Here is a 12752-nt window from a genome sequence, read left to right on the forward strand (position 1 = left end):
AAGCCGCCACCGTCGAGGAGGTGTGCGAGCCGTTCCTGGTGCGTGCCGGGATGATCGCGAGGACCCCGCGAGGGCGCGTTCATCACGATGCCCGCATTGTTGACAAGGATCGCCGCAGGGCCGTGTTGGGCCATAAGTTCAACGGCGGCAATCTCGCAGCCTTCGGGGTCGGTCACATCCAGCGCCAAGGCGATGCCGCCCAATTCTGCTGCCAAAGCCTGTGCGGCCTCGGCGTTGCGATCCGCCACCACCACCCGCGCGCCCGCTTCGGCCAGCACGGCGGAAATCGCGCGGCCAATGCCCGCCGCCCCGCCCGTCACCACCGCCAGACGCCCGGTCAGATCAAATTCGCGGATCATGCCAGCGCCCCTTTCAGCGCCGGATAGAGCGCTTTGTATTTGTGGTAAATCTCGTCATACATCGCGGCCTCGCGCGGGCGGGGGTCGATGCTGGTGCCGGGGCGGACCAACGCGGAAATGCCTTCGTCAATGCTGGCAAAGCGCCCCGCACCATGGGCCGCCAACACCGCAGAACCCGTCGAGGGCGCATCGGCAGAGGCCGGAATCCGCACCGGCAATCCAGCGGTATCTGCGTGAATTTGCATCCACAGCCGCGACGCTGTGGCGCCACCGCCCACCGTGATCTCGGTGGACGCATAGCCCCCAGCCCGGAACGCATCCAGAATAGCGCGGGTGCCAAAACCGATGCCCTCCATGATGGCGCGGAAAACGTGCTGCGGCTCATGCGCCAAGGTCAGCCCGACAATCGCGCCCCGGCTCAGCGGATCGGTGTAAGGCGTGCGGTTGCCTTGGAAGTGATCCTGCACGATCAGCCCCTCACAGCCCGGCTCCAGCGCCTCGGCCAAGCGGTTCATCTCGGTCAGATCCAGCGTGCCGCCGGTCATCCGTCGCAGCCAGTTGATGATCGACCCGGTCGAGGTCTGCCCACCTTCGACAATCCAGCGGTCCGGATAGACGATATCAGGATAAGCACCCCAGACGCCGGGGGCGTGCAGCGGTGCCTCAGTCACGCCAAACAGCAGATGCGACGAGCCAGTGATCAGTGCCAATTGCCCCGGTTGTGCGACGCCCAAGCCGATCATGCCGATCAGCGCATCCGCGCCGCCCTGCACCACCTTGACGCTTTGGTTCAGCCCCAAAGCGTGGGCCGCATGAGGGGTCAGGGTGCCCACGACTTCGCCCGGAGGCACCACGCGGGCGGGCCATTTTTCGGCCAAAGCCTCTAGCCCCAGTTTGGCGAGAATGCCATGCGCCCAACCGCCATTGCGGCTGGAATAATGCCAGCGCAGACCCGCGTTGTCCAACGAGGCGCAACGCTCGCCGGTCAACCGCAGCGTCAGAAAATCCTGATATTCACAGATCGTATGGGCGGCATCGAAAGTGGCGGGTTCATGGCGTTTCAGCCAAAGCGCTTTCGGGATCATCCATTCTGCTGAAACCGGCCCCTGCCCCGCACCGTTGATCGCCAATGCTGCATCGCCCGTCGCCAGCACGGCATCGGCTTCTGCATGGGCGCGCACATCCATCCACATCAGCGCGGGCCGCAGCGCGCGGCCCTGCGCGTCAAGCGCGACCACGGTGCAGCAGGTGGTGGCAAAACACATCGCCTCGATCTGACCCGCGTCAATTTCGGCTGCGGCGATGGCCCCGGCGGTGGCGGTGACCAGCGCCTGCCACCAATCCTCGGGGTTTTGTTCGGCCCGCGTGCCGGGGGCAAAGCGGGTTTCATACGGCACGGCTTTTTGCCCAAGGCAAGCGCCGTTCAGATCATAAATCCGCGCCCGCAGGCTTTCAGTGCCTCCGTCGGCGGTCAGGTAATAAGCCATGGTATCCTCCCCGATACAAAGCCCAAGTCAGGCGAGGTTGCGCCACGCGTCAAGCGCCTTGGCCCCATACATCACTGCGGGGCCACCGCCCATTTCCACCGCGACTTCCAGCGCCTCAATCAATGCGGCCTCATCTGCACCATGGCGGCGGGCGGCGTCCAGATGATAGAGGATGCAATCCTCGCAGCCTTTGGCCACGGCAATGGCAACCGCGATCAGTTCTTTTTGTGCCGCCGAAAATTGCCCCGGCGTGGTGGCAACCTTGCTGATGCCCGCGAAGGATTGCATCAGACTTGGTGCAGCCTTGGCCAGCCCGCCCAGCCGGGTTTTGGCGGCGGCAAGGTCCGCTTTTGCGTCAGTCATTGCTGGCTCCTTTCAGGATCAGATCCACCACGTCGCGCGGCGCGTCCCATTGTGGCATGTGACCAGTGGGCAGGAAATGCACCGCCACGCGGGCGGGCAGGTTCAGCGCATCGGTGGGCGCCACGATTCGGTCCTCGGTGCCGAACACTGCGCGGATCGGCAGGGCTTCAGGCAAAGCCTGCAGGGCGCGGATCAGATCAATCCGCTGGCGGCCCTCGTTTGAGGCCAACGCCCCGGCCAGTGCCTTCAGTCGACCGCGCGCCATTTGGCCCGCCATCTGCGCCAGAACCGCATCGGACAAAGCACCGCCTTTGGGGCCAAGCAGGCGCAACAGATGCCCGACCTCGCCCAATGTGGTCGCGCCCGCCATACCATGCACAAATTCCGCGCCAATCTGCGGCCCAACGCCCGCGGGTGTCAGCAGGACAAGCCCCGCAATCTTTGCGCCCAGCCGAGCGGCCAGCGCCACTGCAACCGCCGCGCCCAGCGAATGGCCGACCAGAACCAATGGTCCCGGTAGATGTGCCGCCAGCGTCGCCGCTGCGTCGGTCAAGGCGGCCAGATCGGCAGCCTCTGCCGCAGAATCGCCATGCCCCGGCATGTCGAAAATCGCCGTGCGATGCCCCGCGCGCCGCAGCGCCGAAGCGGTCGCGGCCCAAGCGGTGCGGTCCCCAGCAAAGCCATGGATCAAAAGATACGTTCGTCCTGCTGTGCCTTCAACCTCATAGGCGATGCGGCCCGCAGGCGTGTCCAGCCAGCCCGCGCCTACAATAGAAGCCCCGGCGCGATCGACGTCGGCGCGCTCGATGCGACCACGGCGCCCGGTTCCGGTCAGGCTTTGCAGGGAAATCCCCTTTTGCCGCGCCACCCGACGCGCCAACGGCGTGGCGCGCAGACGGCCGTCGCCCAGCGAGGGCGCGGGCTTTGCCACAACCTGCGCAGCTTTCGGTTCCGGCGCAGGCGCAGGTGTAGCGACAACCGCCACCGCTTCAACCTCGCCGTCGACCTCGGCAATCGGCTGACCCACCGCAATCCGCGCGCCGGGTTGTGCGAGAATGCGCAGCAGGCGGCCCGCAGACAGGGCAGGCACTTCGGCGGCGGTCTTGTCGGTTTCAATCTCCAGAATGGCATCGCCGCGCGCGTAAGCCGCCCCTTCAGCAACCAGCCATTGCCCGATGATGCCTTCTTCCATCGTCTCACCCAGACGCGGCATGGTCAGGATGGCAAAGGGTTGCGCCGTCTCTGTCGCGGGTGCTTCAGCAGGCGCGTTTGCATCCGCCCAATCCGCCGCGTTGCCGACCGTCACCTGTGCAATCGGTGCGCCGACAGCGATGCGGTCGCCGGGACCGACCATCACCTCGTCCAGCACGCCGTCGCCCAAAGCAGGATACTCAACCACCGTTTTATCGGTTTCCAACTCCAGAATGGCATCGCCGCGTTTGAACGCGGTGCCTGTGGGCACCAGCCAGCCCAGAATGGTGCCCTCGTCCATCGTCTCGCCCAGACGCGGCATGGTCAGCACAAGCTGCATCACACCGCCTCCCGCGAGGACAAAAGTTTCATTGCGCTCTCAAAGATCAGTTGAGGGCCGGGAACTGATCCGGTTTCCAGCGCAGTGGAAACCGAAATCGGAATATCCTCGCCCGCCACCCGGATCACCGGGTCTTCGAGGAAATCAAAGCATTCCTCAGAAATCCGCGCCGCGAGTTCGGCGGCAACCCCCGCCGTCATCACGCCTTCGGAAACCACCATGGCGCGGCCCGTCTTTTCAACCTGTGTGCGGATGGTGTCAAAATCGAGCGGGCTCAACGTGCGCAGGTCGATCACCGTAGCCTCGATGCCTTGGGCGGCGAGTTTCTTCGCGGCTTCCATCACATAGTGCACTTGACGCGAATAGGTGACTATCACCAGATCGCTGCCCTGACGACGGATAGCGGCTTTGCCCCATTCTGGAACAGGCGCATCCAGATCAACCATTTCTTTCAGCGTATACAGCGCCTTATGCTCGATGAACACCACCGGGTCAGGCTTGGTGAGGGCTTGGCGCAGCAGATGATAGGCGTCGGCCACGGTGGCAGGCATCGCCAGACGCAGCCCGGGGGTGTGCATCACATACGCCTCAAGGCTTTGGCTGTGCTGCGCGCCTGCCGAGCGGCCCGTGCCGCCTTGGGTGCGCAAAACCATCGGCACGCCGATCTGGCCGCCGAACATATAACGGATCTTGGCGGCTTGGTTGGCCAGCTGGTCCATCGTCATGCCGATGAAATCAACATACATCAACTCTGCCACCGGACGCAGGCCCGCCATCGCAGCCCCCACCGCAGCGCCGACAATCGCAGGTTCGGAAATCGGCGTGTCGATCACCCGTTCAGGGCCAAATTCCTTGATCAGATCTTTGGTCACGGCATAGGCGCCGCCGTAGCGGCCCACCTCCTCACCCAGAATGATCACGTCGGGGTTTTCGGTCATCGAATCCGCCAAGGCTTTGCGCAAAGCGTCGCGGTAGGTCATTTCTTGAAGTGCCATGGTTTTCCCCTTAGCCGCGCGCCAAAATTCGGTCGATCCGGGTGCGAACCGGTTCCGGCTCTGGCTCGCCGGGGGCATAGACATCGCGGAACATCGAAGACAGCGGCGGTTCGTGCTGCGCCACGGTGAAGTCAATCGTCGCGTCCATTTCTGCAGCGACTTCGGCATCCAGTGCATCCAAAGCGCTTTCCTCAAGCACTTTGCGCTCAATCAACGCGGCACGAGCGAAGGCCACCGGGTCTTTCGCACGACCGGTTTCTTCCTCGACCGGATCGCGGTAGGGCGATTTGTCTTTGCGGGCGTGACCGTAGAAACGATAGCAGTCGATCACCAGAAACGCGGGCTTGCCATCGCGCACGCCGTCAACCAGACGGCGACCTGCTTCGGCCACGGCTTCGACATCCAAGCCATCGACGGTTTCCGCCGCCAAGCCAAACGCTTGCGCGCGTTCGTGCAGACGGGGGTTGGCGGTGGCCTGATCAATCCGCGTGCCCATGCCGTATTGGTTGTTGATGCAGACGAACAGGCAGGGCAGCGACCACAGCGCCGCCATGTTCATGCTTTCGTACAAAATGCCCTGCCCGGTCGCACCATCGCCAAAGAACGCAGCGCTTATCGCTCCGGTCTTGTGATGACGGGCCGCAAGCCCAGCGCCAACGACAGCAGGAATACCGCCGCCAACAATCGCGTTGGCCCCGAGATGCCCCAACCCCATATCGGCGATGTGCATCGAGCCGCCCTTGCCGTGGCAATAGCCCGCCTCTTTGCCGCCAATCTCGGCCATCATCCGGGCAGGATCAGCGCCGCGCGCCAGAAAGATGCCGTGGCCGCGGTGATGGGTGGTGAACTTGTCGCCATCGCGCATCGCGGCGCAGACGCCTGCCGCCGCACTTTCCTCGCCAATCGACAGGTGCAACATCGACCCCGCCGATTGACCACGCACGAACAACTCGCCGACGCGTTCCTCGAAGGTCCGGATGCGACGCATCATGCGGTAAAGCTGGGGCAGGTCCGTGTTAGAGCCCGCGTCAGCCCGGTGAACAGCCTGTGGCTGGTTCATCTCAGTCTCCGATCTTTACAGAAGGTTCAATTTGGTGCTGCGCGACACCACAGCCACCGCGACAAGGATGATCACACCCTTCACGATCGACTGAATGTAGGTGTCCATGCCCATCAGGTTCAGGCCATTGTTGATGACCCCGATGAACAACGCGCCGAAGAAAGTGCCCAAGACCGTAGCCGTGCCGGGGCGCAGCATGGTCATGCCGATGAAAACCGTGGCAAGGCCGTCGAGCAGATAGCGTTCGCCCGCATTGGGTTGGCCCGAGCCCAGCCGTGCCGAGAGCAGCGTGCCCGCCACCACCGCGAACATTGCGCAGACGATCAGCGCGGCGGCTTTGTAGCGACGCACCTTGACGCCAGACAGCTCTGCCGCCTTTTGGTTGCCGCCAACGGCATAGATATAGCGGCCAAAGATCGTGCGCTCCATGACGAACCACGCCACAGCCACAGCGCCGAGCATGAAGTAAGCCAGCACCGGCACGCCCAAGATGCGCCCCTGCCCCAGCCACAGAAAGCTGTCAGGCAAGCCGCCATAAATCGCGCGGCCCCCGGTCAAAAGGAAGTTGACGCCGAACAGGATCGACCCGGTAGCCAAAGTGGCGATCAGCGACGGGATACCCACCAGCGTCACCAGCCCGGCGTTCAGCGCCCCTACCAAAAACCCGGCAACAAGGCCCGCGATCAGCGCCACGGGCAGCGACCATCCGGCCACCAGCATCAGCGGCACCAATACGCCCGCAAGCCCCACGGTGAAACCCACCGACAAATCCATCTCTTTCGCCGCAAAGCCAAAGGTCAGTCCCGCGCCCACGATGGTCAGCATGGAAATCTGCTGCGCAATGTTCAAAAGGTTCTGCGGCGTCAGAAATTTGTCCACTCTCAGGGTGAACACCAGAAACATCAGCACCAGCACGACAAGCGTGCTGTAGCGCTGCACATACTCTTTCGGGATAAAGCCCAAGATCGTATCGCGGCGGTCGGCGCTGGCCGAATGTGTCAGATCGCTCATGCTGCGGTTCCTGAAATGGCGGCGATGAAGGTGGTTTCGGAAAACGCGCTTTGCGGAATTTCCGGCCCAGATCGCTGATTGGTGAAGGGGATGACGCGGTGCGCCACGGATTCGATTTCCAAAAGATCGGACGAGGCGATGATGATGCCCACACCAGATGCCGCCAGACGGCGCATTTCGGCGTAGATCTCGGCTTTCGCGCCAATATCGACGCCCTCGGTCGGCTCGATAAAGATCATCACGCGGTAGCGGCCCTCGGCACCATACAGCCATTTGCCAATCGAGATTTTCTGCTTGTTGCCGCCCGACAGGGTTTTCAACAACTGCCCCGATCCATGCGCCTTGACGTTCAGCAGCGACATCACCCGACGGGCTTCGACCTCTTCACGGCGGATCGACAGCACGCCTGCGCCAATGGCCCCGTGCTGCGGATGCACCATCGCGAGGTTCTCGCGCAGCGTCCATTCGCCGATCAGCGCGTATTCCATCCGGTGATCGGGAACCAAAGCGATGCCCGCCGCCTGCATTTGCGCAACCGAACCCGGTTGCAAGGGGTTGCCCGCCACCGCAAGACCGCCACAGCGCGCGCCTGCCGGGTTGTGCAACGAGCGCGCAAAGCCGGTGTGGCCCGCGCCGGTCAGCCCGATCAGCCCGACAATTTCGCCCGCATGCAGACGGAAACCCGGCACCCGGACGCTGCCAACCTGCCAGTCTGTCAGGTCAAGCACAGGATCCCCCCGGCCCACCACCGCTGCACCTCCGCGCAGATTGGCCCCGCCGGTGCGCCGCAACATCAGATCGACCAGATCGTGATCAGACAACTCTGACGCCGGGGCGGTGCGGATGTGCTTACCGTCACGCAGCACGGTGATGCGATCTGACAAGGCTTTGATTTCTAACAGGAAGTGGCTGATCAGCACCACGCCAACCCCCTGCGTGGGCAGGCTGCGGATGATCCCCCACAACTGTTCTTTCTCGCGTGCAGGCAGGGTGGCGGTCGGCTCGTCCAGAATGACCAGCCGCGCCGCGCCGCGCAAAGCCCGCACGATCTCGATCACTTTGCGGTCAGCCATCGGCAATTCGCCCACCGGCTTGCGCAGATCAATCTGCACCTGCGGGAACCAGCGCGTCAAAAGCGCCTGCGCCTGCGCATTCAACGCCGCAGATCGGATCACAACGCCCATCCGGCGCGGCTCGGCCCCCAGCAGAATATTCTCGGCCCCACTCAGACCCTGCACCAGACTGCCCTCTTGGCTGACATGGGCAATCCCCTGCAACAGCGCGTCATGCGGCGACGACAACCGCACAGGCCGCCCGTCAATCTGCACCGTGCCCGACGACGGCAGCAGACTGCCGCCCAGCACGTTGACCAACGTTGATTTGCCAGCGCCATTTTCGCCGATCAGGCCATGCACTTCATCGGTGCGGAAACTCGCGCTTACCCCGTCCAGCGCACGGGTGCCGGGGAATTGCATGGTGATGTCGGAAAGCACGATTTCCATGCGCCATCCCTCCCCTTTTTGAAAAAGCTTGGTATTGGGGCAGGCCAAGGCCCGCCCCAGGGCAGTGGATCACATGAAGTCTTTACAGTTCTTCTTGGTGACCAGCGGGGCATCCATGTAAACGGTCTTGGCGGGCAGAACGTCATCAGCGTTTTGCTTATCGACGATGATCGCTTGGATCCAATCCCCCACCTGCGCGCCCATTTTCTCGAACGGTTGGCTGACGGTGGCAATCATCTGGCTGTCCGGCTTGCAAACCTCGGCAATCGCTTGAGGGTGGCCGTCGATGCCGATGACTTTGACATCTTTCAAACCGTTGGCGTTCAGCACGTTGACCGCCGCCTGCGCGGGTTCATCCCAAGGCGCCCAGACCGCGTTGATTTCGGTGCCAAAACGGGCGACGTAATCTTCCATGGTCTTGTTGGTGTCTTCAAAGAACGCGGTATAGTCGATGTTGTGCTCTGCCAGCACCTTCACATCGGGATATTCCTTCAGCACGGTTGCCATCACATCACCACGCTTGCGGGTGCCGTGGTGTTCGGCCATGCGCAGGAACACGATGTTGCCTTTGCCGCCCAGCTGATCCAGCAAATAGACCGAGACATCCGAAGACATCGCCCAGTTGTTGGTGGTGATATCGACCAGAACGCCCTCGGTATAACCCGAATCCACCGCAAACACCGGGATGTTGGCGGCCTTGGCGGCATCCAGTGCCGCACGGCTGGCGCGCAGATCGGCCATGGTGATCACAATGGCATCAACGCCACGGCTGGCCGCGTCCTGGATGTTCGAGGCCGTGGCCTCGCCCGAACCGCCGCTGTCCAGCAGGCTGACGTTCCAATCTGTCTTGCCCGTCTCGGCAAGCCAAGCATCAAAGCCCGCCTTTACCCGCTGCTCTGATTGTGCTGCCGCATTCGCATGAACCCACGCCAGTTCAAGCGCCTGAGCAGCCCCCGACATCAGCGCCAGCATCGAGCAAGCCGTAACCATTCCGGCAAACCGGTTTTTCATCTGCTATTTCCTCCCTAAGCCAGTTAACTGGCGATACCCCGTGTCGGCCTCTCCCGACGCATGATTGATGCGACGACTCAATACATTTGTCAAGTTATATGACATTTGTAATAATGACTGCTAAACAAGGAGCAGAACAGATGCGACCACTGGCCGGAGAAACTCAGGAAGATCAGATTCTTATGGCTCGCGCCGCATGGCTTTATTACATCGGCGGGCTGAACCAAGAGGCGACCGCCAAGCGTCTGGGCATCACCCGCGCCCGTGTGAACAAGCTGCTTTCCGATGCGCGTGACAGCGGTTTGGTCAGCATCACAATCAATCCTGCCAATGTCGGCCTGCTGCCGGTCGAGGAGGCGATTCGGCAGCGCTACGGGCTAGACTTCTGCATCTGCACGCCCGCGCTTGGCCATGATGTGTCTGGCACTGACAGCGACGCCATCCTAGCCCCCTTCGCATTTCGCGCCGTGGGGGCCGCCGCCGCCGCACATTTGCGCCGCCATCTGTCGGAAACGCCGCAAGCCGTCATCGGCACCGGCTGGGGGCGCACGCTGGAACAGATGACGCTGCAACTAGCGGGGGTTTACGCGCCGCAGGCCAAATTCATTAGCCTGATGGGGTCGCTGCAATCCAACCTTGCCTATAACCCGTTTGAAGTGGTCCACGCCTTCGCGCGCGCCACCGGGGCGGAAGGCTTCTTTCTGCCAGTGCCGTTCATTGCCGACACGCCTGCGGTGCGCAATATTCTGCTATCCCAGCAATCGGTGCAGCAGGCGCTGGCGCTGGCGAATGCGACCACCGTGGCCTATATCTCGATTGGCGAGTTGCGCGAAGGCTCTTTGCTACGCTCGCAAGGCATGATCTCGGCCAGAGATCTGGATGAATTGCAGCAGTTGGGGGCGGTGGGTGACACCAATGGGCTGTTTTTCGACCGCCAAGGCAAGGCGGTTGACCATCCGCTGAACCAACGCACGATTGCCCTTGGCTTTGAGGATCTGCGACAAACCTGCACCGTCGCCCTAGTGGCCGGACGGTCGAAATTAGAGGCCGCCAAAGGCTTTCTTGCCAGCGGCGTGGCGCGCGGGCTGATCATCGACGGTGACACTGCAATCGCATTATCCCAAATGAAGTAAATACTTCCCAGCAAACGTAGGTACTCTCAAGTCTAGGGTCAGGACCCATTGATCTTGCGTTTGCGACGTGATTCAGGCACCGCAAGGAGACTGAATGATGAGCAACCTTTTCTGGCTGACCGACGCGCAGATGGCGCGGCTCGAGCCCTTCTTTCCCAAGAGCCATGGCAGGCCTCGTGTCGATGATAGGCGCGCTCTGAGCGGGATTATCTTCATCAATCGCAATGGCTTGCGGTGGTGCGATGCGCCGCGGGAGTATGGCCCGCCGAAGACCCTCTACAACCGATGGAAGCGATGGGGCGACAAGGGCGTCTTCGCCCGGATGATGGAAGGGCTGGCTTCCGCGGCCGCCGTTCCGAAGACGGTGATGATTGATGCGACCTATTTGAAGGCGCACCGCACGGCGACCAGCCTGCGGTCGAAAAAGGGGGGCCTGACGATCAACGGGGCCGCCTGATCGGCCGAACCAAAGGCGGCATGAACACGAAGCTGCACGCCGTTACCGACGCAGATGGTCGCCCGATCCGGTTCTTTATGACTGCTGGCCAGGTCAGCGACTACACGGGTGCCGCGGCCCTCCTGGGCAGTCTGCCAAAGGCGGATTGGCTGCTGGCCGACCGCGGATACGACGCTGACTGGTTCAGAGATGCGTTGAAAGACAAAGGGATAAAGCCCTGCATCCCGGGCCGGAAGTCTCGCGGCAAACCCGTCAAGCACGACAAGCGACGCTACAGACGCCGCAACAGAATCGAGATCATGTTCGGGCGTCTGAAGGATTGGCGCAGGGTCGCCACGCGCTATGACAGGTGTCCGAAGGTCTTCCTCTCCGCCGTCGCACTCGCCGCAACCGTCATGTTCTGGCTATGACGCAAGAACGAGTCCTGACCCTAGACTTCGCCCCTGTTGCTTCCGGAGCATGTTCAGCGCCTTATGCGGTTGCTTGGGCTATTGCGCGCAAGGGAAGGTTTCCGAGAGAGACAGCGCCACAACTTGGTGCCAAGGTAGGCCCCACTTATCCGGGTTTTCTGCCATGTAATTTTTGAAGGCTTGACGAGCGGCACCTCGCGAAGGCGGTCGGTCAGAGGTGAGAGCAGGCACCGGGGAGAAACCTTCGCTGATCGAAAGGCAGTTCTCGACCATTATCGAGATGATACCTTGCAGCCGAAACGTGCAAACCATGCTCTGCATTTCAGGGTCACGGTCGGCGACGGAACCCTCACATAGCTTTAGCATTTTCTCTGCTGTGTAGTTTTCTTCGACTTCCTGAGCATTGGCAGGAAGTGCCAACAATATAGCCGCAATCTGTGCAAGTCGGTGCAAATCTACACTCCAAAAGGTTAGGTTCATCGGACGCGGTTAGTTTATCTGTCATTGGCCTTTAGACCGTAGCATGGCCAAATCGGTTTTTCTTGTGTGTATCGCGCCTGCCACAGTTCTGACTTGCGTTCTGCTGCTTCCACAGTGCTTCCACGGGGTTTGCACAAATGCGAATAGCCTCCCGGAGGAGGCTGAATGGTATTGTAATTGTTGGATAATTTGGTTGCGGGGACAGGATTTGAACCTGTGACCTTCAGGTTATGAGCCTGACGAGCTACCGGGCTGCTCCACCCCGCGACGGTTGTTCCCGTGGTTGGAGTGGGAACTGGTCTCAGCTTGGTTCGCGCTGAGGTTTTGCTATCGTACTGAGAGGTTGTTTCTTGTTAGGTTTGGCGGTGACCTACTCTCCCACGTCTTAAGACGCAGTACCATTGGCGCGACGGCACTTAACGGCCGAGTTCGGGATGGGATCGGGTGTTTTGCTCGTGCTATGTCCACCAAACCAAAGAAGAAACAAGCTGTGCTTGAAGGCGGGAGCGCAGTTCTGGAATTGATCCAGAACCACGATGTGCCTTTTCGCATAGCAAACATCAGTATGTGATCTTAATCCTGCCGTGCAGGGTTTCCGATCATCAGATTGTTCCAAGTTTAGGCTGTCTTTCGACAGCGTATGTGCGCTTTTGACATGTCATTTTCTTTGACATTACGACCCAGAAGCCGGTTTTATTCAAACCTTGCTGTTACTGGATCAAATCAAGCCTATCGAGCAATTAGTACCAGTCAGCTGAAAGCATTACTGCTCTTACACCTCTGGCCTATCGACGTGGTGGTCTTCCACGGCTCTCAAGGGAGACCTTGTTTTGAAGGGGGCTTCCCGCTTAGATGCCTTCAGCGGTTATCCTGTCCGAACATAGCTACCCAGCACTACCGTTGGCACGATAACTGGTCCACCAGTGGTTCGTTCACCCCGGTCCTCTCGTACT

Annotated in this window: 11 protein-coding genes, 1 tRNA gene, 2 rRNA genes and 1 pseudogene; 2 read left to right on the plus strand and 13 right to left on the minus strand. The window is 61.3% G+C overall.

Features of this window, described 5'->3' with window-relative positions:
• Nucleotides 1-131: 131 nt before the first annotated feature.
• From U1A24_RS21700 to U1A24_RS09325, 9 genes and pseudogenes are all read right to left on the minus strand, one after another.
• A pseudogene (locus U1A24_RS21700) lies at nucleotides 132-359 on the minus strand (SDR family NAD(P)-dependent oxidoreductase); the annotation flags it as partial.
• Nucleotides 356-1846, minus strand: a complete 1491-nt coding sequence (locus U1A24_RS09290; RefSeq protein WP_322321701.1) for an FGGY-family carbohydrate kinase — start codon at nucleotides 1844-1846, stop codon at nucleotides 356-358. The gene U1A24_RS09290 and the pseudogene U1A24_RS21700, both read right to left, overlap by 4 nt.
• A gap of 27 nt (nucleotides 1847-1873) precedes the next feature.
• Nucleotides 1874-2209, minus strand: a complete 336-nt coding sequence (locus U1A24_RS09295; protein ID WP_322321702.1) for a carboxymuconolactone decarboxylase family protein — start codon at nucleotides 2207-2209, stop codon at nucleotides 1874-1876.
• Nucleotides 2202-3740 carry an alpha/beta fold hydrolase gene (locus U1A24_RS09300; protein WP_322321703.1) on the minus strand — a complete coding sequence of 513 codons (1539 nt, stop codon included), beginning with the start codon at nucleotides 3738-3740 and terminating at the stop codon, nucleotides 2202-2204. The genes U1A24_RS09295 and U1A24_RS09300 overlap by 8 nt, the downstream gene beginning before the upstream one ends.
• Nucleotides 3740-4735 carry an alpha-ketoacid dehydrogenase subunit beta gene (locus U1A24_RS09305; RefSeq protein ID WP_322321704.1) on the minus strand — a complete coding sequence of 332 codons (996 nt, stop codon included), beginning with the start codon at nucleotides 4733-4735 and terminating at the stop codon, nucleotides 3740-3742. Before U1A24_RS09305 ends, U1A24_RS09300 begins: the two co-directional genes overlap by 1 nt.
• Before the next feature lie 10 nt (nucleotides 4736-4745).
• Entirely contained in the window at nucleotides 4746-5723 is a 978-nt protein-coding gene (locus U1A24_RS09310; RefSeq protein ID WP_322321705.1) for a thiamine pyrophosphate-dependent dehydrogenase E1 component subunit alpha, read from the minus strand.
• Nucleotides 5724-5810: 87 nt separating this feature from the next.
• A complete protein-coding gene (locus U1A24_RS09315) occupies nucleotides 5811-6806 on the minus strand; it encodes an ABC transporter permease (RefSeq protein WP_322321706.1) in 996 nt (331 codons plus the stop codon).
• Nucleotides 6803-8308 carry a sugar ABC transporter ATP-binding protein gene (locus U1A24_RS09320; protein ID WP_322321707.1) on the minus strand — a complete coding sequence of 502 codons (1506 nt, stop codon included), beginning with the start codon at nucleotides 8306-8308 and terminating at the stop codon, nucleotides 6803-6805. The genes U1A24_RS09315 and U1A24_RS09320 overlap by 4 nt, the downstream gene beginning before the upstream one ends.
• 69 nt (nucleotides 8309-8377) lie before the next feature.
• Nucleotides 8378-9319, minus strand: a complete 942-nt coding sequence (locus tag U1A24_RS09325; RefSeq protein ID WP_322321708.1) for a sugar ABC transporter substrate-binding protein — start codon at nucleotides 9317-9319, stop codon at nucleotides 8378-8380.
• A 140-nt stretch (nucleotides 9320-9459) separates the two neighbouring features.
• On the opposite strand from U1A24_RS09325, the gene U1A24_RS09330 reads away from it, so the two are divergent.
• Nucleotides 9460-10452 (plus strand): sugar-binding transcriptional regulator, encoded by a 993-nt coding sequence (locus U1A24_RS09330; RefSeq protein WP_322321709.1) that lies wholly within the window; start codon nucleotides 9460-9462, stop codon nucleotides 10450-10452.
• A 97-nt stretch (nucleotides 10453-10549) separates the two neighbouring features.
• A protein-coding gene (locus U1A24_RS09335; protein ID WP_322321710.1) for an IS5 family transposase occupies nucleotides 10550-11319 on the plus strand; the annotation gives its coding sequence in 2 pieces (ribosomal slippage) (nucleotides 10550-10886 and nucleotides 10886-11319; 771 coding nt in all).
• 78 nt (nucleotides 11320-11397) lie between these two features.
• Here the strand turns inward: U1A24_RS09335 and U1A24_RS09340 are convergent.
• The 4 genes from U1A24_RS09340 to U1A24_RS09355 all read right to left on the minus strand — a co-directional run.
• Nucleotides 11398-11739, minus strand: coding sequence for a hypothetical protein (locus U1A24_RS09340; protein ID WP_322321711.1), 342 nt, complete (start codon nucleotides 11737-11739; stop codon nucleotides 11398-11400).
• 250 nt (nucleotides 11740-11989) lie between these two features.
• Nucleotides 11990-12066, minus strand: a tRNA-Met gene (locus U1A24_RS09345).
• 90 nt (nucleotides 12067-12156) lie between these two features.
• Nucleotides 12157-12271 (minus strand): 5S ribosomal RNA (rrf, locus tag U1A24_RS09350).
• Nucleotides 12272-12518: 247 nt separating this feature from the next.
• A 23S ribosomal RNA gene (locus U1A24_RS09355) occupies nucleotides 12519-12752 on the minus strand; the annotation flags it as partial.

This window comes from Cypionkella sp. (genome assembly GCF_034376685.1).
Classification (GTDB): domain Bacteria; phylum Pseudomonadota; class Alphaproteobacteria; order Rhodobacterales; family Rhodobacteraceae; genus Cypionkella.

Coding starts and splice junctions, on each gene's coding strand:
- U1A24_RS09290 (WP_322321701.1), bottom strand. CDS start 1,846: ATGGCTTATTACCTGACCGCCGACGGAGGCACTGAAAGCCTGCGGGCG.
- U1A24_RS09295 (WP_322321702.1), bottom strand. CDS start 2,209: ATGACTGACGCAAAAGCGGACCTTGCCGCCGCCAAAACCCGGCTGGGC.
- U1A24_RS09300 (WP_322321703.1), bottom strand. CDS start 3,740: ATGCAGCTTGTGCTGACCATGCCGCGTCTGGGCGAGACGATGGACGAG.
- U1A24_RS09305 (WP_322321704.1), bottom strand. CDS start 4,735: ATGGCACTTCAAGAAATGACCTACCGCGACGCTTTGCGCAAAGCCTTG.
- U1A24_RS09310 (WP_322321705.1), bottom strand. CDS start 5,723: ATGCGTCGCATCCGGACCTTCGAGGAACGCGTCGGCGAGTTGTTCGTG.
- U1A24_RS09315 (WP_322321706.1), bottom strand. CDS start 6,806: ATGAGCGATCTGACACATTCGGCCAGCGCCGACCGCCGCGATACGATC.
- U1A24_RS09320 (WP_322321707.1), bottom strand. CDS start 8,308: ATGGAAATCGTGCTTTCCGACATCACCATGCAATTCCCCGGCACCCGT.
- U1A24_RS09325 (WP_322321708.1), bottom strand. CDS start 9,319: ATGAAAAACCGGTTTGCCGGAATGGTTACGGCTTGCTCGATGCTGGCG.
- U1A24_RS09330 (WP_322321709.1), top strand. CDS start 9,460: ATGCGACCACTGGCCGGAGAAACTCAGGAAGATCAGATTCTTATGGCT.